This is a genomic window from Pseudomonas sp. RGB (assembly GCF_007713445.1).
In the GTDB taxonomy this organism is placed as follows: domain Bacteria; phylum Pseudomonadota; class Gammaproteobacteria; order Pseudomonadales; family Pseudomonadaceae; genus Aquipseudomonas.
Map to the genome: position 1 here is coordinate 96,339 of NZ_VMSH01000006.1, position 20,851 is coordinate 117,189.

General features: G+C 60.4%; 17 protein-coding genes. 6 read left to right on the plus strand and 11 right to left on the minus strand.

Annotated elements, in window-relative coordinates; translation table 11 throughout:
- Window positions 1–159: 159 nt before the first annotated feature.
- Window positions 160–4,011 (plus strand): bifunctional diguanylate cyclase/phosphodiesterase, encoded by a 3,852-nt coding sequence (locus tag FPT15_RS14665; RefSeq protein WP_145162217.1) that lies wholly within the window; start codon window positions 160–162, stop codon window positions 4,009–4,011.
- 230 nt (window positions 4,012–4,241) lie between these two features.
- Entirely contained in the window at window positions 4,242–5,495 is a 1,254-nt protein-coding gene (glyA, locus tag FPT15_RS14670; RefSeq protein WP_145162219.1) for a serine hydroxymethyltransferase, read from the plus strand.
- Window positions 5,496–5,680: 185 nt separating this feature from the next.
- Here glyA and yjiA read toward each other — a convergent pair whose 3' ends face one another.
- From yjiA to FPT15_RS14685, 3 genes are all read right to left on the minus strand, one after another.
- Window positions 5,681–6,640 carry a GTPase gene (gene yjiA, locus FPT15_RS14675; protein WP_145162221.1) on the minus strand — a complete coding sequence of 320 codons (960 nt, stop codon included), beginning with the start codon at window positions 6,638–6,640 and terminating at the stop codon, window positions 5,681–5,683.
- A 180-nt stretch (window positions 6,641–6,820) separates the two neighbouring features.
- Window positions 6,821–7,018, minus strand: coding sequence for a YbdD/YjiX family protein (locus FPT15_RS14680; RefSeq protein WP_003194308.1), 198 nt, complete (start codon window positions 7,016–7,018; stop codon window positions 6,821–6,823).
- Window positions 7,019–7,033: 15 nt separating this feature from the next.
- Window positions 7,034–9,100 (minus strand): carbon starvation CstA family protein, encoded by a 2,067-nt coding sequence (locus FPT15_RS14685; protein WP_106579291.1) that lies wholly within the window; start codon window positions 9,098–9,100, stop codon window positions 7,034–7,036.
- 173 nt (window positions 9,101–9,273) lie between these two features.
- Between FPT15_RS14685 and FPT15_RS14690 the strand changes: the two genes are divergently transcribed.
- Window positions 9,274–9,642, plus strand: coding sequence for a PilZ domain-containing protein (locus FPT15_RS14690; protein ID WP_106579292.1), 369 nt, complete (start codon window positions 9,274–9,276; stop codon window positions 9,640–9,642).
- A gap of 4 nt (window positions 9,643–9,646) precedes the next feature.
- On the opposite strand, the gene FPT15_RS14695 is transcribed toward FPT15_RS14690, so the two are convergent.
- Genes FPT15_RS14695 through katB form a run of 4 tightly spaced genes read right to left on the minus strand, consistent with a single transcriptional unit; the run spans window position 9,647 to window position 13,952 of the window.
- Complete coding sequence (locus FPT15_RS14695; RefSeq protein WP_145162223.1) at window positions 9,647–10,381, minus strand: hypothetical protein; 735 nt, start codon at window positions 10,379–10,381, stop codon at window positions 9,647–9,649.
- Window positions 10,382–10,408: 27 nt separating this feature from the next.
- Window positions 10,409–11,776: a DNA repair protein RadA gene (gene radA / locus FPT15_RS14700; RefSeq protein ID WP_017139308.1), complete on the minus strand. Its 1,368-nt coding sequence runs from the start codon at window positions 11,774–11,776 to the stop codon at window positions 10,409–10,411.
- A gap of 35 nt (window positions 11,777–11,811) precedes the next feature.
- Window positions 11,812–12,351 (minus strand): ankyrin repeat domain-containing protein, encoded by a 540-nt coding sequence (locus FPT15_RS14705; RefSeq protein ID WP_145162225.1) that lies wholly within the window; start codon window positions 12,349–12,351, stop codon window positions 11,812–11,814.
- Between the two features lie 59 nt (window positions 12,352–12,410).
- On the minus strand, window positions 12,411–13,952 hold the full coding sequence (gene katB, locus FPT15_RS14710; protein WP_119740979.1) for a catalase KatB: 1,542 nt from the start codon (window positions 13,950–13,952) through the stop codon (window positions 12,411–12,413).
- 287 nt (window positions 13,953–14,239) lie between these two features.
- Here katB and mscL point away from each other — a divergent pair, with 287 nt between their 5' ends.
- Window positions 14,240–14,656, plus strand: coding sequence for a large-conductance mechanosensitive channel protein MscL (mscL, locus tag FPT15_RS14715; RefSeq protein ID WP_106579295.1), 417 nt, complete (start codon window positions 14,240–14,242; stop codon window positions 14,654–14,656).
- A 57-nt stretch (window positions 14,657–14,713) separates the two neighbouring features.
- Here the strand turns inward: mscL and FPT15_RS14720 are convergent, their stop codons facing one another.
- Window positions 14,714–15,490, minus strand: a complete 777-nt coding sequence (locus FPT15_RS14720) for a ferredoxin--NADP reductase (RefSeq protein WP_145162227.1) — start codon at window positions 15,488–15,490, stop codon at window positions 14,714–14,716.
- Between the two features lie 456 nt (window positions 15,491–15,946).
- Between FPT15_RS14720 and FPT15_RS14725 the strand changes: the two genes are divergently transcribed.
- Together FPT15_RS14725 and FPT15_RS14730 are read left to right on the plus strand one after the other, a co-directional pair.
- The gene (locus FPT15_RS14725; RefSeq protein WP_145162230.1) at window positions 15,947–16,657 is read left to right on the plus strand and encodes a LuxR family transcriptional regulator; all 711 of its coding nucleotides are present in this window, start codon (window positions 15,947–15,949) and stop codon (window positions 16,655–16,657) included.
- Window positions 16,658–16,823: 166 nt separating this feature from the next.
- Entirely contained in the window at window positions 16,824–17,948 is a 1,125-nt protein-coding gene (locus FPT15_RS14730; protein WP_145162233.1) for a methyltransferase, read from the plus strand.
- Between the two features lie 66 nt (window positions 17,949–18,014).
- Here FPT15_RS14730 and FPT15_RS14735 read toward each other — a convergent pair whose 3' ends face one another.
- The 3 genes from FPT15_RS14735 to FPT15_RS14745 are packed head-to-tail and all read right to left on the minus strand — an operon-like array spanning window position 18,015 to window position 20,643.
- Window positions 18,015–18,182, minus strand: a complete 168-nt coding sequence (locus tag FPT15_RS14735) for a DUF2474 domain-containing protein (RefSeq protein WP_071489954.1) — start codon at window positions 18,180–18,182, stop codon at window positions 18,015–18,017.
- A 12-nt stretch (window positions 18,183–18,194) separates the two neighbouring features.
- Window positions 18,195–19,202: a cytochrome d ubiquinol oxidase subunit II gene (cydB, locus tag FPT15_RS14740; protein ID WP_124418507.1), complete on the minus strand. Its 1,008-nt coding sequence runs from the start codon at window positions 19,200–19,202 to the stop codon at window positions 18,195–18,197.
- Window position 19,203: 1 nt separating this feature from the next.
- On the minus strand, window positions 19,204–20,643 hold the full coding sequence (locus FPT15_RS14745; protein WP_106579300.1) for a cytochrome ubiquinol oxidase subunit I: 1,440 nt from the start codon (window positions 20,641–20,643) through the stop codon (window positions 19,204–19,206).
- Window positions 20,644–20,851 lie beyond the last annotated feature (208 nt).

Genomic DNA, 20,851 nt, shown 5'->3' on the forward strand with positions numbered 1-20,851 from the left:
CGCCCCCGCGTAACCGGCAAAGCTACCTGAATGCGCTTGGTCAGTCCAGCCAGGCAGGGCTGGCACTTTGCCACAAGTCAAGGCATGCTAGCCGCCCTCCGGGCGTCCGGCTTATAGTGCACGTCGCGCGCCAGTCCAGCCAAACCGCAGGATCACAGCTTGTCCAAAGTCACGCCGCCCACTCCCCTGCGCGCCGCTCATATAGCGCCGGGAGCGCCCCTGCACGGCACCCTCAAAGGCGCATTGGCGACGCTTGTCCTGCTGCTGCTCGCGTTATTGTTCTGGCAACTGCTGGACCAACTGCAGCAAAACCAGAAAAACCAACAGCAATACACCATCGACTACAGCGCCGACCTGGCTGAACAGATCAGCTTGAACATGGCCCTGAGCGCCAAAATCGCCCTGAATTTGCTGCCGATGGTCGAGCCGCCGCGCAATGACGAACAGCAACAGGCGCTGATGCGCACCTTGCAACGTTCGCTGCCGGAACTGCGCAGTGTCGCCCTGCTCGCCCCCAGCGGCGCGATGATCAGCGACAGCGCCAAAGACAGCCAGGACAGCGCCTGGCTTGAAGAGCTGGTACAGCGCAGTCACTCGCAACCTTATTACCTGAGCAACAACCCGGACGGCACGATCATTTATCTGCTGCTGCACCAGCCCAGCGGCGGCTCGCGGATGTATTGGGCGCTGCGCCTGGCGCCCAACTACCTGAGCAACCTGACGCGCCAGGACGGCCAGGGCCAGCGCCCGATGTGGGCCATCGAGAACCGCCTCAACCACCGCGTGGTCAGCCGTGACAGCGGCATGCCGGCGCAATGGGCCTCTGCGCTGACCCCGGACGAATTGAACAAAAGCGTACTGGTCACGCCCCTGAGCAAAAGTGACTGGCAACTGCGCGGGCTGTTCGACCGCAGCGCCGTGCTGGAGCAACTGCTGCCGGCCTTCATCGGCAAATGCCTGCTGGGCCTGGCCTTTTCGCTGATCCCGGTGATCGTGCTGCTGAACATGCGTCGTCGCCAGCGCCAGGTGCATGAGGGCCGGCGCCGCTATCAGGATATTTTCGAAGGCACCGGCGTAGCGCTTTGTGTGCTCGATCTGTCGGGGTTGAAGGCCTTTTTCGACAAAACCAACATGCGCACCCGCGAGCAATCACAGGCCTGGCTGCACACCCACGTCGAAGAACGCCAGCAACTGCTCAAGGAGTTACGCGTCACCGAGGTCAACCAGGTGGCTGTGCGCCTGTTGAACGTCAGTTCTTGCGAGCAAGCCTGGGAGCGTCTGATCGATGACTGCCCGCGCAACGCCACGGCCATCGGCTATCAGGTTCTGGAAGCCGTACTGACCCAGCAAAAACAGCTGGAGCTGGAAATTCAACTCAACGACCTCGCCGGCAACGACCAGTACCTGTGGCTGGTGATGCGCCTGCCCGAGCAGCAAGACGACTTCAAGGCGGTCATCCTCAGTATCAGTGACATCACCAGCCGCAAGCTGATCGAGCTGTCGCTGGTGGAGCGTGAGCGTTTCTGGTCAGACGTGGTGCGCACCGTGCCGGACCACCTGTATGTGCAGGACGTGATCAGCCAGCGGATGATTTTCAGCAACCACCATTTGGGCCACACCCTTGGCTATAACAGAGCCGAACTGGCGCAAATGGGCGAGTACTTCTGGGAAATCCTGCTGCACCCCGACGATGCCCAGTATTACCACGACCTGCGCCAGCAACAACGTGAAGTCGGCTACACCACGCAGCTGCATTGCCAACTGCGCTTTCGGCACCGCAACAACCAATGGCGCCGCTTCGATATCCGCGAGCAAGCCCTGGCCCGCGACAAGACGGCGGTGGTTACGCGGATTATCGGCGTGGCCAAAGACATTACCGATCAGATTGAAGCCAGCGAGTCCCTGCGCGACAGCGAGCAGCGCTACCGCATGCTGGCTGAAAGCATCAGCGACGTGATTTGCTCCACCGACAGCCAGTTGGCCCTCAACTACATCAGCCCGTCGGTCAATGCCGTGCTGGGTTATGACGTGGATTGGGTGTTCAAGAATGGCTGGCAGTCGATCATCGCCAACCCGCAACAACTGTCCGGCATTTACAGCCTGATGGAGCAGGTCAGCCGCTCGCTGGGTGACACTGCGGCGCTGAACAAGCTGCGCGATGACGTGCAAACCCAGCTGTTCCTGTTCGACTGCCTGCGCGCCGATGGCCGCAAGGTGCCGATCGAGCTGCGCCTGGTGCTGGTGTGGGACGAACACGGCGCGTTTGAAGGCATCCTCGGCGTGGGCCGCGATATCAGCCAGCAACGCCGCGCCGAAAAAGACCTGCGCATGGCGGCCACGGTATTCGAACACTCCACCTCGGCGATCCTGATCACCGACCCGGCCGGTTATATCGTGCAGGCCAACGAGGCCTTCAGCCGGGTCAGCGGCTATGCCGTCGCGGATGTGCTCGACCAGTTGCCGAACATGCTCACCGTTGACGAACAACAGGAAGCCCACCTGCGTTATGTGCTCAAGCAACTGCACCAGCACAGCACCTGGGAAGGCGAAGTGTGGCTCAAGCGCCGCAACGGCGAGCATTACCCGGCGTGGGTCGGCATTACCGCCGTGTTCGATGATGAAGGCGACCTGGCCAGCTACGTGTGTTTCTTCAGCGACATCAGTGAGCGCAAGGCCAGCGAGCAGCGCATCCACCGCCTGGCGTATTACGACGCCCTGACCCACCTGCCCAACCGCACGCTGTTCCAGGACCGCCTGCACACGGCCCTGCAGGCAGCGGAACGGCAGAAGTCGTGGGTAGTGTTGATGTTCCTCGACCTCGACCGTTTCAAACCGATCAACGACTCCCTGGGCCACGCGGCCGGCGACCGCATGCTCAAGGAAATGGCCACGCGCCTGCTGGGCTGCGTGGCCGAAGACGACACCGTGGCGCGCATGGGCGGCGACGAGTTCACCTTGCTCCTGCAACCACGGGTGAGCCGCGACATGGCGCTGAACCGCGCGATTCACGTGGCCGAGCAGATCCTGGCCAGCCTGGTGAGACCGTTTGTGCTCGAAGGCCGCGAGTTCTTTGTGACCGCCAGTATCGGTATCGCCTTGAGCCCGCAGGACGGCAACGAACTGAGCCAGCTGATGAAGAACGCCGACACCGCGATGTACCACGCCAAGGAACGCGGCAAAAACAACTTCCAGTTCTATCAGGCGGACATGAACGCCAGCGCCCTGGAGCGTCTGGAGCTGGAAAGCGACCTGCGCCACGCGCTGGATCAGAACGAATTCGTGCTGTATTACCAGCCGCAGTTCAGTGGCGATGGCAAACGCTTGACCGGCGCCGAAGCCCTGCTGCGCTGGCGCCACCCGCGCCGCGGGCTGGTGCCGCCGGGTGATTTCATTCCGGTGCTGGAAGAGTTGGGACTGGTGGTGGACGTGGGCGACTGGGTGCTCAGCGAGGCCTGTCGCCAGCTCAAGACCTGGCACCAGAACAAGGTGCGGGTGCCGAAAGTCTCGGTGAACATCTCGGCGCGGCAGTTCTCCGATGGCCAACTGGGCGAGCGCATCGCCTCCATTCTCAGGGACACCGGCCTGCCGCCGGCGTGCCTGGAGCTGGAGCTGACCGAAAGTATCCTGATGCGCGAAGTCAACGAAGCGATGCAGATCCTCGCCAGCCTGAAAAACCTCGGGCTGAGCATCGCGGTCGACGACTTTGGCACGGGTTATTCGTCGCTCAACTACCTCAAGCAATTCCCCATCGACGTGTTGAAGATCGACCGCACCTTTGTCGATGGCCTGCCCTCCGGCGAGCAAGACGCGCAAATCGCCCGCGCCATTATCGCCATGGCCCACAGCCTGAACCTGGCGGTGATCGCCGAGGGCGTGGAAACCCATGAGCAGCTGGACTTCCTGCGCGAGCATGGCTGCGATGAAGTGCAGGGGTATCTGTTTGGACGGCCGATGCCGGCGAATCGGTTTGAGGCGCAGTTCAGCAACGATGCGCTGTTCATGTTCGACTGAGATCTTGCGGTGCGGCTGATGGCCTCATCGCGGGCAAGCCCGCTCCCACATTTTGATCCGTGAACCCATTCAAGTGTGGGAGCTGGCTTGCCTGCGATAGGGCCAGTACAGGCACCGCCCATCCCTGGATGAGCCCCACTTGTCCGCGACATGATGTCCTTTCATATGCCATCTAAAACCCATTGGGTTAGAATGCCCTCCTTTTCTGCCCCCGATCCTTGAGGACCGCCATGTTCAGCCGTGATTTGACTATTGCCAAGTACGACGCCGATCTCTTTGCCGCCATGGAGCAAGAAGCCGTGCGCCAGGAAGAGCACATTGAGCTGATCGCTTCGGAAAACTACACCAGCCCCGCGGTCATGGAGGCTCAAGGTTCGGTTCTGACCAACAAGTACGCCGAAGGCTACCCAGGCAAGCGCTACTACGGTGGTTGCGAGTACGTCGACGTGGTTGAGCAGTTGGCCATTGACCGTGCCAAGGAACTGTTCGGCGCCGATTACGCCAACGTCCAGCCACACGCCGGTTCCCAAGCCAACAGCGCCGTGTACCTGGCCCTGCTGCAAGGCGGCGACACCATCCTGGGCATGAGCCTGGCCCACGGCGGTCACCTGACCCACGGCGCCAGCGTTTCCTCCTCCGGCAAGCTGTACAACGCCGTTCAGTACGGTATCGATGCCAACGGCCTGATCGACTACGACGAAGTCGAGCGTCTGGCGGTCGAGCACAAGCCTAAAATGATCGTGGCCGGTTTCTCTGCCTACTCGCAGATCCTGGACTTCCCACGTTTCCGCGCCATCGCTGACAAAGTCGGCGCCTACCTGTTCGTCGACATGGCTCACGTAGCCGGTCTGGTCGCCGCTGGCGTTTACCCGAACCCGGTGCCTTACGCTGACGTGGTCACCACCACTACGCACAAAACCCTGCGCGGCCCACGTGGCGGCCTGATCTTGGCGCGCGCCAACGCCGAGATCGAGAAGAAGCTGAACTCCGCCGTATTCCCAGGCGCCCAGGGTGGCCCGCTGGAGCACGTCATCGCCGCCAAAGCGATCTGCTTCAAAGAAGCCCTGCAGCCTGAGTTCAAGACTTACCAGCAACAAGTGGTCAAGAACGCCAAGGCCATGGCTGGCGTGTTCATCGAACGCGGCTACGACGTGGTGTCCGGCGGTACTGAAAACCACCTGTTCCTGCTGTCGCTGATCAAGCAGGACATTTCCGGTAAAGATGCTGACGCTGCCCTGGGCAAAGCCTTCATCACCGTGAACAAAAACTCCGTGCCGAACGACCCACGTTCGCCGTTCGTCACCTCCGGCCTGCGTTTCGGCACCCCGGCTGTGACCACGCGTGGCTTCAAGGAAGCAGAGTGCAAGGAACTGGCTGGCTGGATCTGCGACATCCTGGCTGACCTGAACAACGAAGCCGTGATCGACGCGGTGCGTGAAAAGGTCAAGGCCATCTGCAAAAAGCTGCCGGTGTACGGCGCTTGATTGCAGTGGCTTGAATAAAAAGCCCGGCCTTAGCGCCGGGCTTTTTTATGCCCGAATTTCAACTTGAAATGCAATCACCTGTGGGAGCTGGCTTGCCTGCGATAGCGGCCTGTCAACGGGCACATCATTGCCTGACCCACCGCAATCGCAGACAAGCCAGCTCCGACAGTGGACCGTGTTTCAAGTCAGGATTGGTAGACCTTGGCAAAGCCGTCGCGGATTTTGTCTTCCGGTAACTCATCAGCAATAAACACAATCACACTTTCACGCGCCTCGCCCTCGGCCCATTCGGTGTCCCAATCGAACCCGTAAAGCTTGAGCACGCCTTGAAACACCATGCGCCGGTCTTCGCCGGCAATGTTCAGTACGCCCTTGTAGCGCAGCAGTTGCTTGCCGTGGTCTTCCAGCAGCTCGTTCATGAACTCGCTGAGGCGGTCGATATCCAGCGGCTGGTCGGTGCGCAGCACCAGGCTGGAAATGCGGTCGATGGCCGGCGCCGCGCTGACCGGGCGCAGGCTCATGCCGGCGTTGAGGTTGAAGCCGCGCACATCGAGCAATTCCGCCAGGTCGATGGCGCCGTGGTCGACCACACGGATCGGCGCGCGGCGGTTGATGCGGGTCAGGCGCTGGCTGAGGGCGTCGAAGGTCGCTGCGTCCACCAGGTCGCGCTTGCTCACCAGCAGGCGGTCGGCAAAACCGATCTGGGCCTGGGCGATCGTCTGGGTCAGGTGGTGTTCGGCGTGGGCCGCGTCCACCAAGGTGATGATGCCGTCGAGGAGGTAGCGCTCGCGCAGTTCTTCGTCGATGAAAAAGGTCTGGGCCACCGGTGCCGGGTCGGCCAGGCCGGTGCACTCGATCACCAGGCGGTCGAAGGCAATCTCGCCGCTGTCCAGGCGCTCGAGCAGCAGGTACAGGGCTTTGGTCAGGTCGGTGTGGATGGTGCAGCACACGCAACCGTTGGACAGGGTCATGACCTGCACCGGTTCTGCGCCCAGCAGCTGGGTGTCGATACCGGCGTCACTGAATTCGTTTTCGATCACGGCGATTTTCAAGCCGTGCTCGGCCTTGAGCAGGTGGCGCAGCAAGGTGGTTTTGCCCGCGCCGAGAAAGCCGCTGAGGATGGTGACGGGGATGGGAGAGGACAAAAAAATTCTCCTTTTCAGATGAAATGACTGAAGGAACACAAAACAAATGTGGGAGCTGGCTTGCCTGCGATGCAGACCACTCGGTTTTTCAATCAGACCGAGGTGATGCTATCGCAGGCAAGCCAGCTCCCACATAACGCCCTGCGTTCACAGGGCAATTGCGCTAACCCAAAAGGCAGGTCAGCAGCACTTGGGCCCACCCTTGCCACCGTAACGGGCTTCCTGGCGCTCCCGGAAGAACGCCTTGTAGTCCATCACCGGTTTGTCCGGGTGTTTGGTTTGCATATGCTCGACGTAGGTGTCGTAGTCGGGCATGCCGACCATCAGGCGCGCGGCCTGACCGAGGTATTTACCGAGGCGACTGATGTCATTGAACATGGTTGCAATCCTCGATTACGCGTCCGGAACCGCCTGGAACGGGGCTTCTTTATCCGTACGTTCTTTGTTGCCCCAGGCGGCGACGCCGACCTTGAGCGCATAGAACAGGATGCTGAACACCACGAACAGGAACAGCGCCGTGAGCGTTGCGTTGGTGTAGGCGTTCCAGATCACGTGTTGCATCTGGTCGATGTTCTTGGCCGGCGCGAGGATCTGGCCGCCTGCCAGGGCATCGCTGTACTTCTTGGCCAGCGACAGGAAGCCAATCGCAGGGTTCGCGTCGAACAGCTTGATGAAGCCCGCCGTGGTGGTGCAGATCAGCAGCCAGACCGCCGGCAGCATGGTCACCCAGATGTAGCGCTGGCGTTTCATTTTGATCAGCACAACCGTGGCGAGCATCAGCGCGATCCCGGCCAGCATCTGGTTGGAGATACCGAACAGCGGCCACAAGGTGTTGATGCCGCCCAGTGGGTCGATCACGCCTTGGTACAGCAGGTAACCCCACATTGCCACGCAACCTGCGGTTGCAATCAGGTTGGCGGTCCAGGATTCGGTGCGCTTGAGCGACGGCACGAAGGAGCCGAGCAAGTCCTGAAGCATGAAGCGACCGGCACGGGTACCGGCGTCAACCGCCGTCAGGATGAACAGCGCTTCGAACAGGATCGCAAAGTGGTACCAGAACGCCATGGTGTTTTCACCCGGCAACACACTGTGCAGGATCTGCGCGATACCCACCGCGAGGGTCGGCGCACCGCCGGCACGTGCCAGGATGGTGGTTTCGCCAATGTCATGGGCCACTGCTTGCAGCGCTTCCGGCGTAATCGCAAAACCCCAGCTGCTGACGGTTTGTGCCACGGCCATCACATCACCACCGACCACGGCGGCCGGGCTGTTCATGGCGAAGTACACGCCAGGCTCGATCACCGACGCGGCAACCATTGCCATGATGGCCACGAACGATTCCATCAGCATCGCGCCGTAACCGATGTAACGGGCGTTGACTTCGTTATCCAGCAACTTGGGCGTGGTGCCCGAGGAAATCAGCGCGTGGAAACCCGAAACCGCGCCACAGGCGATGGTGATGAACAGGAACGGGAACAGGCCGCCCTTCCACACCGGACCGGTGCCGTCGATGAACTGGGTCAGCGCCGGCATTTTCAGCTCTGGCATGGTGACCAGAATGCCGATCGCCAGAGCGATGATGGTGCCGATTTTGAGGAAGGTGGAGAGGTAGTCACGCGGTGCCAGGATCAGCCACACCGGCAGTACTGCGGCAACGAAGCCGTAGCCGATCAGCATCCAGGTGATTTGGATCCCAGTGAAGGAGAACGCCTTGGCCCATACCGGGTCAGCGGCAATCTGCCCGCCCAGCCAGATCGAACCGAGCAGCAACAGCACGCCGATCACCGATATTTCACCAATGCGGCCCGGGCGGATGTAGCGCATGTACACGCCCATGAACATCGCAATCGGGATGGTCGCCATTACGGTGAAGATGCCCCATGGGCTCTCGGCCAGGGCCTTGACCACGATCAGCGCCAGCACCGCGAGGATGATGATCATGATCAGGAAGCAGCCAAACAGCGCGATGGTCCCCGGGATGCGGCCCATCTCTTCGCGAACCATGTCGCCAAGGGAACGGCCATTGCGACGGGTGGACAGGAACAGGACCATGAAGTCTTGCACTGCACCGGCCAGCACTACGCCAGCAATCAGCCACAGGGTGCCGGGCAGGTAGCCCATTTGCGCCGCCAGTACCGGGCCGACCAGCGGGCCTGCACCGGCAATCGCCGCAAAGTGGTGGCCAAAAAGGATGTGTTTGTTGGTCGGCACATAGTCCAGACCGTCATTGTTGAGCACTGCGGGGGTGGCCCGCCGTGGATCGAGTTGCATCACGTTGTTAGCGATGAACAGGCTGTAGTAACGGTACGCAACCAGATAGATGGCGACTGCAGCGACCACAATCCACAAGGCGTTGATCGCCTCGCCGCGGCGCAAGGCCACTACGCCAAGGGCGCACGCTCCTACGATTGCCAGCACCAGCCAGGGTAGGTGGCGTAGCAGGCTATTATTATTTTTCATTTTTATATTCCAGCCAGGGTGGACAGAAAGGACAGCCAGTCCGAGTTTAGCGCTGTTGGCTTTAAAGGCCACCCCCCTACATTGGTCTAGAGCCTTGCACGGGCAAAAAAAGCACAAATAAAAGCTCGATGATGGCGCGGGGCTACAATCCTTCTATCCACAGAGGATTTGACATGAACGAACAGTCGTCTGATCGACGCCGTTTTCGGCGTATCGCCTTCGATGCACGAACGACCATTGCGCAGAACGGCTGGAATTGGCCGGTGCAACTGGTGGACCTGTCGCTCAAAGGTTTGCTGGTGCAACGCCCGGATGACTGGCAGGGCAATCGCACGGAGTCGTTCGACGTGGATATTCGCCTTGATCCGCAGGCGCATATAAAGATGCAGGTGAAGCTGGCCCATGACGATCACGGGCAATTGGGGTTTGTGTGCGAACACATCGACCTGGACTCGATCAGCCATTTACGTCGGCTGATCGAACTGAACCTCGGCGATCAGGAAGAACTTGAGCGCGAACTGGGCGCACTGCTGCAGGTGTGACGCGTCAGGGAAACGCCGTACGCGCAGGGAACTCGTTTTCTGCGTCCCAGTAGCCCGCCTTCTGACTCGACGTGGCCTGCCATTGCCCGTCGACAAAACGGTAGGTTTCAAACCGGGTGGCAAAATCATCATCGCCGTCACCGTCCATGAATGACGAGACTTGCAACAACTCATCCGCGCCTCCTTCGGCGGGCGTTGCGATCTGCCACGCGGCTTTGCCGGTCTGGGCCAGGGTCAATGGCTCGACCTTAGCGTCGGCGCTTTTGTAATTCAGCGGCGTGAGTTGCTGCCGGCTCGGCAGCAGCAGCTGTGTCGCGGGGCCGCTGTAGCTGCCCATCGGCGCGGTTTGATCGATGGTCAAAAAATACACAGGTTCCGGCAGCCCTTTGATGGGGGCGTTCTCCACCTGGGCCAACGGGTAGCCGAGTTCTTCGCTTGCCAGCACTTCTCCGGACGCCGACAGCAAGCGCAGTCGGGCGTTGAGCAGCGGGTGTTCAACCAGATCACCGGGCTCGTCAAACGAGTCCTCATCCAGGCCATTGCCCCAGCTGTCTTTGTGCAACTGGGCGCTGATGCGCTGGTCCTCCAGTACCTGCAACACGCTGGCGTCTTGCGTTGCCAACGTCTGCGCCGATCGGTAACCGACCGGCAGCTTGGCCGGCTCGGCCAAAGCGCCCATCGGCAACCCTACCAAGGCCATGAACAGGGCAACGGCTGCCCAGCGATTCGAGTTGTGCATTGCACTCATCCCTGACTGATCCATGAATTATTCGAACAGTGCATCCAGCGCCTGCTCAAGGCGGGTTACACCGATCACCTTCAACCCTGCCGGCATTTCCTTGGGCGCGTTGCCCTTGGGCACAATCGCGCGCTTGAAGCCGTGCTTGGCCGCCTCCTTCAGACGCTCCTGGCCGCTCGGCACCGGGCGCACTTCGCCCGACAGGCCAACCTCACCAAACACCAGCAGATCGTGGGGTAACGGTTTATTGCGCAGGCTGGACATCACCGCCGCCATCAACGCCAGGTCGGAGGCGGTTTCCAGCACCTTCACCCCACCGACCACGTTGAGAAACACGTCCTGGTCGTGGGTGGGAATGCCGCCGTGACGGTGCAACACCGCCAGCAGCATTGCCAGGCGATTCTGGTCCAGGCCAAGGGTCACGCGGCGCGGATTGGCCAAATGGCTGTCATCCACCAGTGCCTGCACTTCCACCAGCATCGGACGGGTGCCTTCCCACGTCGCCATCACCACGCTGCCCGGGACTTCTTCCTGAGCGCGTGTGAGAAAAATCGCCGAGGGGTTGGAGACTTCTTTAAGCCCACGGTCGGTCATGGCAAACACGCCCAGTTCGTTCACCGCGCCGAAGCGGTTCTTCACCGCCCGCAGCAACCGCAAACGGCCATCGGATTCACCCTCGAAATACAACACGGTGTCGACCATGTGCTCCAGTACCCGCGGGCCGGCCAGCGCACCTTCTTTGGTTACATGGCCGACCAGGAAGATCGCCGTGCCGCTCTGCTTGGCATAACGCACCAGCAGCGCCGCGCTCTCGCGCACTTGGGAGACGCCGCCCGGCGCCGATTGCAGCTGTTCGGTAAAAATCGTCTGGATCGAGTCGATCACCATGACCTTGGGCTTTTCGATGCGCGCCGTGGCGATGATGCTTTCGATGCAGGTTTCGGTCATCACCCGCAGTTGGTCCTGGGGCAAGCCCAGGCGGCGGGCGCGCATCGCCACTTGCTGCTGGGATTCTTCGCCGGTGACGTACAGCGCCGGCATGCGGCTGGCGATGCTGCACAGGGTTTGCAGCAGGATGGTCGATTTGCCGATGCCCGGGTCGCCGCCGATCAGCACCACCGAGCCGTCCACCAGGCCGCCGCCAAGCACGCGGTCGAGCTCACCGGACGCGGTGGAGAAACGCGGAATTTCTTCGACGCTGACTTCGGCCAGGGTCTTGATCTGCGCCTGTTGCCCGGTCCAGCCGGCACGACCGGTGGGCGCTGCGGCGCCGCCGCTTTCGATCATGGTTTCCGTCAGGGTGTTCCACGCGCCGCACTCGGTGCATTGGCCGGCCCACTTGGGAAAGGTCGCGCCGCACTCCGTGCAGCCGTACATGCGCTTGGCCTTTGCCATTTGAGAACCTCCAACCGAAAAACCGCGATGATAGCTCAGCGCGGCGCCGGGGTCCGGATTTCACCACTGGCCAATCGTGAAGCGCTGTTGCCGATCGGGTCTTCAGCGTTGAGGTCGGCGCCTTTGGCCTTGAGTTCATCGAGCAGTTCGACGCGCTTGAACAACCCGGCGTACATGGCCGCGGTCTGCCCGGCGCCATTGCGTTGGTCGGGGTTGCAGTCGGTGGCCAGCAGACGCTGGGCGATTTTCAGCTCGCCTTTGAAGATGGCGCCCATCAGGGCGGTGTTGCCGCGTTTGTCTTGCACGCAGGCGTCGGCGCCGGCGCTGAGCAGGCGCTCCACGAAAGGGCCCTGGCCGTGATAGGCGGCGAGGATCAGCGCGGTGTAGCCCTTGTCGTCCTGGGTGTTGAGGCTGTAGCCGGACTCGATGAAGGTGTTGAGCATGTCGATATCGCCACGGCGGGCGGCGTCGAAATAGTAGTCCTGCAACTGCGCCTTGAGCGCGAGCGGGTCAGGCGACTCGGCATGGGCGACAAAGGCCAGCATCGCCATCAGTAAACCAATCGAAATACGCATGGGGGTGTTCTCCTGCCAGGGGGTCGACGCCCGTAAAAGGGCGCCGACCGGAACCAACGTCAGTCAGTGAGTTTTTCTGCCAGCGCTTTCACGCGAGCCAAATCACCCTTGGCGACCTTGGTCACGCCGGTGCCGTACTCCGGGTCGGCCTTATAGAGGAACGACAGGATGATGTGCTTGCTCTCGTCATCGGTGGTGGCCAGCGAGCCGCCAAAGTTGTCGATCAAGTCCTGACGCTCTTTCTTGTTGTACGAGCGGTACAAGTCACCGGCCTGCTTGAAGTTCTGCTCACGCTGGATCTTCGCCTGCTGGGTGCTGCCCGACAGCGCCGACTGGCTGTAGCGCGCGGTTTGCGGCTCTTCGCGCGGCAGCAGGCGGCTTGGCTGGTAGTTCACGCCGGTAGTGGTTTTGCCTGCATTCATCGCGCCGTCCTGGTTACCGTTGTTAACGGTTACCCGTGGGGCGTTGATCGGCAGTTGCAGGGCGTTCGGGCCCAGGCGGTACATCTGCGTGTCGGCGTAGGAGAACACCCGGCCTTGCAGCAGGCGGTCTTCAGAAGGCTCGATACCTGGCACCAGGTTGGCCGGCGCCATGGCCACTTGTTCGGTTTCCTGGAAGACATTCGCCGGGTTGCGGTTCAGCACCATCTGCCCGACTTTGCGTTCCGGTACGTTCGGCCAGATTTTAGTGGCGTCCAACGGGTCGAAGTCGAACTTGGCCAAGTCCTCAGGCTTGAGCACTTGCACATACAGGTCCCACTTGGGGAAGTCACCCTTGTTGATGTGGGTAACCAAGTCATGGGTCATGTGGCTGTAGTCACGCCCTTGTACTTCGGTGACTTGCTTGGGGTCGAGGTTGTTGATGCCTTGCAGGCTCTTCCAGTGGAACTTGACGTAGTGCACTTCGCCCTTGGCATTAATCAACTTGTAGGCATGTACACCGTTGCCGTCCATTTCCCGATAACTGGCCGGGGTGCCGGCGTCGGAGTACAACTCGGTGAGTGTACGAGTGGACTCTGGAACATGAGAGAAGAAGTCGAAACGGCGGGAATCGTCATCCAGGTTAGTGCGTGGGTCGGGTTTGAACGCATGAACCATGTCCGGGAACTTGATAGCGTCGCGGATAAAGAACGTCGGGAAGTTATTGCCGACCAGGTCCCAGTTACCTTCGGCGGTATAGAACTTGGTGGCGAAGCCGCGCGGGTCGCGCAGGGTTTCCGGGGAGTGGTTGCCGTGCACCACGGCCGAGAAGCGCACGAACACGGGCGTGGCCTCGCCTGCCGCGAACACTTTGGCCTTGGTCAGGTCGCTGAGGTCGTCAGTGACGGTGAAGGTGCCGTGGGCGCCGGTGCCACGGGCGTGCACCACGCGCTCGGGAATGCGCTCACGGTCAAAGCGTTGCAGTTTTTGAATCAGTTGCACGTCTTGCAACAGCACCGGGCCATTGGCGCCGGCCGTTTGCGAGTTCTGGTTGTCGCCCACCGCCGCGCCGTTATCGCGGGTCAGGTTGGCAGCGTGTACGGAGAGTGAAAGCAGGCTGGCGCTCGCCAGTATCAGCGCGTGTCGCGCGATAACCGGGCGGCGCTTGATTGGATTCTTCATCGAGGTTTCCTCTGGTTTTTCTAGTGCACATTCAGTTGTGCTTGCCAGAGGCTAGTGACCCGCGACGCAGAAGATAAATAGAAAAACCCCACCGGGACGATTAAGAAAATACGATGGTAAGCCACTGAAATAGCGAGTATTTCGCGCGCGATTGGTGGCACTTTGCAAACTATTTGAGTTTTAATGTGTCGATAAAAACTGACAGTGTTAACGGTTGTGTCGCGCAAGCCCTCTACGACTGACTTACACTGACCTCCACCCTTCTCATCTGTAACAAGGAATAACCTATGGGCGTGATCAGTGAGTTCAAGGCCTTCGCGGTCAAAGGCAATGTGGTCGATATGGCCGTTGGTATCATCATCGGCGCCGCCTTCGGCAAAATTGTTTCCTCGTTTGTAGGCGACGTCGTGATGCCGCCTCTCGGTCTGTTGATCGGTGGTGTGGACTTCGGCGATTTGGCAATCACACTCAAGGCCGCTCAGGGCAACGTCCCCGCGGTGGTGTTGGCCTACGGCAAGTTTATCCAGAGCGTGGTCGACTTCCTGATTGTCGCGTTTGCAATCTTCATGGGCGTAAAGGCGATCAACCGCCTCAAGCGTGAAGAGGCTGTGGCCCCGAGCCTGCCGCCGACGCCGACCAAGGAAGAGGTGTTGCTGGGCGAGATCCGCGATCTGCTCAAGGCACAGAACGACAAGCCGCTTTAACCGGCACGGGTTTGGCAAAAAAGGCGCCTGTTGCAGGCGCCTTTTTTATGCGCCGTATTACCAGTAATTCTCCACTGCCACCTGGCCCGGGCGCCGGCTCAGACTCAGTTGCATGTCGCGTTGCTTGAGCAATTGGCGCGTGTCGTCGACCATCTGCGGGTTGCCGCAAATCAGCACGCGGGAGTGTTCCGGGGTCAACTCGACGCCGGCCGCGCGCTCCAGTTCGCCATTCTCGATCAAGGTGGTGATGCGACCGTTCAAGGCGCCAGGGTGTTGCTCGCGGGTGACGGTGGGGATGTAGACCAGCTTGTGCGCATACTCGGCCAGGTACTCACGCTCGCCCAGCGCGTGGATCAGTTCCTGATACGCAAGCTCCTTGGCCTCGCGGGCGCTGTACACCAGGACAATGCGCTCGAATTTCTCCCACACCTCGAAGTCCTGCAGGATCGACAGGAACGGCGCCACGCCTGTGCCAGTGCCCAGCAGCCACAAATCTCGCCCGTCCACAAATCGGTTCAGCGTCAGAAAGCCTGTGGCCTGGCGCTCGACCATCAAGGTATCGCCCACTCGCAGGCGGCTCAATTGACTGGTGAACTCGCCACCCGGAACGACGATGGAGAAGAAGTCGAGGTGCTCGTCAAACGGTGAGGACACGATCGAATAAGCGCGCCACACGGTGCTGCCATCCGCCGTGTTCACCCCCAGGCGCACGAACTGGCCGGCGGTAAACCGAAAACCCGGGTCGCGAGTGGTACGCAAGGTAAACAGGCTGGGGGTCAGCGATTGCACGTCGAGCAAGGTCTGGCGGGTAAATTTCTCAGCACTGGCCGTCATGGGGGGCTCCGTTGAACAGGTGCCCTAGTGTCCCTCAAAGCGTCGCTGGGAAACACCGGTGGTTTGTACTGGCATTTTCATTGCTCGGGCATTCGCGAATGTAACGCCAGTGAAACGCTGATGTTTTCGAGGCAATTGCACCTTCGTCGGGAATGTCGTGCTCACACTAACTATTTAGCTATCGCCCCTCATCCAATAGGCCATTAGATGATGGCGTTCATAAAAACAGCCCTGAATCGGCCGTTTCCGCAACCTATTAAAATCAATAAGTTTTCTTCATCCAGCAACTAACCTTCACAAAGGCCCAGCTGTTGTACAAGTTCAAGAAGTTTAAATAGCCAATCTTACTGACATCTTTTTCATCTCAATATGTAGTCTTTATCCTACACTCCTGTTCGTGGCGCATTGGGAGCCAGGACGTACCCAACTCACACCTACCCCATGGAGATTCACCCTATGGTTAACTGGCGCAACACGAGACTCCCAAAACTGGAAGGCGAGAATAAGATCACCACTGTTTACGAGATGATCGTCAATCAAACTTTCCAGCTCGGTTTTGAATATTGCTCATTTACGATGAGTTCCCAACAACCTGCTAACCAAACAAAACCTATTCGATTAAACAACTATCCAAATGAATGGAATACACTTTATAACCAAGCGCATTTTTTTGATGTGGATCCCGTAGTCGCCCACTGCAAACGCAGCGTAATGCCGCTGGTCTGGGATGAAAAAACGTTCAGCACCGCGCCGCATCTATGGACGCTGGCCCAATCGTTTGGCGTGCATCTGGGATGGACTCAAGCCGTGCATGACTTCCAGGGTGTGTTCAGCATGCTGACCCTGGCCCGAAGTGTCGGCAACGTCAGCCCTGAAGAGCTGTACGAGAAAGCAGGCCAGGTACTGTGGCTGTGTCACGCCATGCACGCCGTTGTAGCGCAAACATATGCCGACACACCGAGTATCACGCCGCCTTGCAAACTGACCCCACGGGAAATAGAAATTCTCAGATGGTCAGCCATCGGCAAGACCGCCTCGGAAATCGCCACGATTCTGTGCCTGTCGGAGCGTACGGTGGGCTTTCATATCAGCAGTTGCCTGAAGAAACTGGGCGTTACCAACAAGATCGCAGCTGTACTGCGCGCCTCAAAAGCGGGGTGGTTTTAGCCAAGCTGGAAACACCGCATGTAATCCCCCTGAAAAAAACGTAACATTTACGGCCAATTCTGAGTGTTGAAGCTGCGCCTTGGTTGCCGCCTCGCCGTACACTCAGACGGTTACGCCGGGTACCACGCCCGTCGAACGCCCATCGATGACCAGAGCCTCCCCCGCCATGCCCCTGCTTGACAGCCCCTTCGCCCAGCTCGATCTGATTCGCCAGCCAGAGCAACACAATGACCCGCTGCAGGCCTTTGATGCCGCCGATGAGTACTTGCTCAACTACCTGGCCGAACAGTCGCTGAGTTCGGCAACCCGCGTGCTGGTGCTCAATGACAGCTTCGGTGCCCTGGCGGCCAGCCTCGAAGGCCAGGTGCAGGTGACCTCCAGTGGCGATTCGTTTCTGGCAGCCCTTGGCCTTGAGAAAAACCTGGTGCGCAACGCCAAGGCGTTTGACGCCGTAGCGTTTGTGCCAGCCTCGCAAGTAGCCACCGGGCCTTTCGACCGCGTGCTGATCCGCGTGCCGAAAACCCTGGCCTTGCTCGAAGAACAGTTGATTCGCCTGCAAGGCCAGCTGGCGCCAGGCGCCGAAGTGATCGCAGGGGCGATGATCAAACACCTGCCACGGGCCGCCGGTGAACTGCTGGAGCGCTACATCGGGCCGATGCACGCCTCGCTTGCGGTCAAAAAAGCCCGGCTGCTGATCGCCACCGCAGAGGCTCGCCCAACCGCCGTGTCGCCCTACCCTACCCGCTACACCCTGGACGCACCGGCCATCGAATTGCTCAACCACGCCAACGTATTCTGCCGCGAAGGCCTGGACATCGGCACCCGCGCCTTCCTCCCACACCTGCCAAAAAGCCTCGGCAGCGCCCGCGTGGCCGACCTGGGCTGCGGCAACGGTGTATTGGCGATCGCCAGCGCCCTGCAAAACCCCGACGCGCACTACACGCTGGTGGATGAGTCCTACATGGCCGTGCAATCGGCGGCCGAGAACTGGCAGGCCGCCCTGGGCGCTCGCGAGGTCACCCTGCGCGCCGACGACGGCCTGGCCGGCCAGGCGCCGCAGTCGCTGGACGTGGTGCTGTGCAACCCGCCCTTCCACCAGCAGCAGGTGGTCGGTGACTTCCTTGCCTGGCGCATGTTCCAGCAGGCGCGTGACGCCCTGGTCGTTGGTGGCGCGCTATATATCGTCGGCAACCGCCATCTGGGCTATCACAGCAAGCTGGCGAAGCTGTTCCGTGGCGTCGAGCAAGTCGCGGCCACGCCGAAGTTTGTGATTCTCAAAGCGCGCAAATAAAAAAACCCCGCCGCTCTTGCGAGTGGCAGGGCTGAAAAGCCGGGCCGCGAGGCCCGGATTGGGATGTCAGTGGGTGGTCAGGCCGGCCGCGCTCATGAACATGCGCATCAGGCTGGCCACGACAAACAGGGCCAGCACGCTGCCGGTCCAGATCATCGCCAGCCACCCCAGGCGCCGCCACAACGGCTGTTTCTCGGCCTGTTCGATCTCGTGCAACGAAGGTTTGCCGGACATGAAACGACCCTCCTAGTGATAGCCGTCTTCGTGGGTGACCTTGCCGCGGAACACGTAGTAGCTCCAGAAGGTGTAACCCAGGATGAACGGGATGATGAACAACGTGCCCACCAGCATGAAGCCTTGGCTTTGCGGCGGTGCAGCGGCGTCCCAGATGGAGACCGACGGCGGAATGATGTTCGGCCACAGGCTGATACCCAAGCCGCTGTAGCCGAGGAAGATCAGCACCAGCGTCAGCAGGAACGGCGTGTAGTGCGCATTTCGCGCCACCGCGCGGATCAAGCCGTACATAGTCACCAGTACCAGAATCGGCACCGGCAGGAACCAGAACAGGTTCGGCAGGGTGAACCAGCGCGAGGCGATTTCCGGGTGCGCCAGAGGCGTCCACAGGCTGACAACGCCGATTACCGCCAACACCACGAACGCCAATGGCCGCGCCAGGTTGTGCATCTGCTCCTGCAACTTGCCCTCGGTCTTCATGATCAGCCAGGTGCAGCCGAGCAAGGCATACGCGATGACCAGCGCAACGCCGCAGAACATCGTGAACGGCGTGAGCCAATCCAGCGAGCCCCCGGCAAACTGGCGGTCGACCACCGGAATGCCATCAATGAACGCTCCCAACGCCACACCCTGGAAGAAGGTCGCCGCAATGGAACCGCCGATAAACGCCTTGTCCCACAAGTGGCGCTTGTCGTCCTTGGCCTTGAAACGGAACTCGAAGGCCACGCCACGGAAGATCAGCCCGATCAACATCAGGATCAGTGGCAGGTAAAGCGCCGACAGCACCACCGAGTAGGCCAGCGGGAACGCGCCGAACAACGCCGCGCCGCCCAGCACCAGCCAGGTTTCGTTGCCGTCCCACACCGGGGCAACCGTGTTCATCATCACGTCACGGTCGACTTTGCCTGGGATGAACGGAAAGAGAATGCCGATACCCAGGTCGAAGCCGTCCATGACCACGTACATCATGATGCCGAAGATGATGATCACGGCCCAGATCAGCGGAAGATCAATACCCATCTCAATTCCCCTTGTGCTGAATGTGGGCGTGGTCGTCATCGCTGCCATCATCGGCGGCGGACAACGGACGGGCCGGCGTGCGTTTCTGGCCAGGGCCACCATGGGTTGGCTCGCTGCCTTCGTGGGTCTGCGGCCCTTTGCGCACCAGGCGCATCATGTAGCCCAGCCCTGCGCCGAACAGCGCGAAGTACACCACCACGAACAGCACCAGGGTGATCGTCATCTGCGCCAGGCTATGCCCGGAGGACGCATCCGCCGTGCGCATCAGGCCGTAGACCACCCACGGCTGGCGGCCGATTTCGGTGGTGAACCAGCCGGCGAGAATCGCGATCAAGCCGGACGGGCCCATCCACAGCGCCAGGTACAGGAACGGCCTGGAGGTGTACATCTTGTCGCCCCGGCGCAGCCAGAGGCTGAACAGGCCGGTGAAGATCATTAGGAAGCCCAGGCCAACCATGACCCGGAACGACCAGAACACAATGGTCGAGTTGGGACGGTCTTCAGGCGGGAACTCCTTGAGCGCCGGCACCTGTTTATCCAGGGAGTGCGTCAGGATCAGGCTGCCCAGGTAAGGAATTTCGACCGCGTACTTGGTTTTTTCGGCCTTCATGTCGGGCAGGCCGAACAGGATCAGCGGCGTCGGCTCGTTGCCGATATTTTCCCAGTGGCCTTCAATCGCGGCGATCTTCGCCGGCTGGTGCTTGAGGGTGTTCAGGCCGTGGAAGTCACCGATCACCGCCTGGATAGGTGCCACGATCAGCGCCATCCACATTGCCATCGAGAGCATGGTGCGGATCGCCGGGTTGTCCTTGCCGCGCAGCAGGTGCCAGGCCGCCGACGAACCGACGAAGAACGCCGTGGCCACAAAGGCCGCCGTGGCCATGTGCATCAGCCGGTACGGGAAGGACGGGTTGAAGATCACCGCCAGCCAGTCGGTAGGAATCACGCGTCCGTCGACGATTTCAAAGCCTTGCGGGGTCTGCATCCAGCTGTTGGACGCAAGAATCCAGAAGGTCGAAATCAACGTACCGACGGCCACCATCACCGTGGCAAAAAAGTGCAGCTTGCGCCCCACCTTGTTCCAGCCGAACAGCATCACGCCGAGGAAACCCGCCTCCAGGAAGAAGGCCGTGAGCACCTCGTACGTCAGCAACGGCCCGGTTACCGCGCCGGCGAAGTCCGAGAAGCGGCTCCAGTTGGTGCCGAACTGGTAGGCCATGACCAGGCCCGAGACCACGCCCATGCCGAAGTTGACGGCAAAGATCTTCGACCAGAAATGGTAGAGGTCACGGTAGGTGTCGTTATGGGTCTTGAGCCACAAACCTTCCAGCACCGCGAGGTAACTGGCCAGGCCGATGGTGATCGCCGGGAACAGGATGTGGAACGAGATAGTGAATGCGAATTGAATTCGGGCGAGATCTAGCGCCTCCAAACCGAACATAAGTCTTCCTCTGTCAGGTAATACCGGCTGCTGGCTGGAAGCCTGCACCCACTGCCCCCACGGATATGGAGTGTGGCGAATTTCAATTCGTTTCTTTTTTTAACCAACCACGTAGGGAATCGGGCCTTTCGGCCTCCAGAACAATCCCGGGGCCGGTTTTGATCTGGATCAAGCATTGCTCAAAGAGTAGTCCCATTTTCGCTGTAGG

What these genes read in the sequence shown, in the direction of transcription:
- FPT15_RS14725 (WP_145162230.1), top strand. Translation starts at nt 15,947, where the DNA reads ATGGTTAACTGGCGCAACACGAGACTCCCAAAACTGGAAGGCGAGAAT.
- cydB (WP_124418507.1), bottom strand. Translation starts at nt 19,202, where the DNA reads ATGGGTATTGATCTTCCGCTGATCTGGGCCGTGATCATCATCTTCGGC.
- FPT15_RS14730 (WP_145162233.1), top strand. Translation starts at nt 16,824, where the DNA reads ATGCCCCTGCTTGACAGCCCCTTCGCCCAGCTCGATCTGATTCGCCAG.
- FPT15_RS14735 (WP_071489954.1), bottom strand. Translation starts at nt 18,182, where the DNA reads ATGTCCGGCAAACCTTCGTTGCACGAGATCGAACAGGCCGAGAAACAG.
- FPT15_RS14685 (WP_106579291.1), bottom strand. Translation starts at nt 9,100, where the DNA reads ATGAAAAATAATAATAGCCTGCTACGCCACCTACCCTGGCTGGTGCTG.
- FPT15_RS14745 (WP_106579300.1), bottom strand. Translation starts at nt 20,643, where the DNA reads ATGTTCGGTTTGGAGGCGCTAGATCTCGCCCGAATTCAATTCGCATTC.
- FPT15_RS14695 (WP_145162223.1), bottom strand. Translation starts at nt 10,381, where the DNA reads ATGCACAACTCGAATCGCTGGGCAGCCGTTGCCCTGTTCATGGCCTTG.
- glyA (WP_145162219.1), top strand. Translation starts at nt 4,242, where the DNA reads ATGTTCAGCCGTGATTTGACTATTGCCAAGTACGACGCCGATCTCTTT.
- mscL (WP_106579295.1), top strand. Translation starts at nt 14,240, where the DNA reads ATGGGCGTGATCAGTGAGTTCAAGGCCTTCGCGGTCAAAGGCAATGTG.
- radA (WP_017139308.1), bottom strand. Translation starts at nt 11,776, where the DNA reads ATGGCAAAGGCCAAGCGCATGTACGGCTGCACGGAGTGCGGCGCGACC.
- FPT15_RS14720 (WP_145162227.1), bottom strand. Translation starts at nt 15,490, where the DNA reads ATGACGGCCAGTGCTGAGAAATTTACCCGCCAGACCTTGCTCGACGTG.
- FPT15_RS14690 (WP_106579292.1), top strand. Translation starts at nt 9,274, where the DNA reads ATGAACGAACAGTCGTCTGATCGACGCCGTTTTCGGCGTATCGCCTTC.
- katB (WP_119740979.1), bottom strand. Translation starts at nt 13,952, where the DNA reads ATGAAGAATCCAATCAAGCGCCGCCCGGTTATCGCGCGACACGCGCTG.
- FPT15_RS14705 (WP_145162225.1), bottom strand. Translation starts at nt 12,351, where the DNA reads ATGCGTATTTCGATTGGTTTACTGATGGCGATGCTGGCCTTTGTCGCC.
- FPT15_RS14680 (WP_003194308.1), bottom strand. Translation starts at nt 7,018, where the DNA reads ATGTTCAATGACATCAGTCGCCTCGGTAAATACCTCGGTCAGGCCGCG.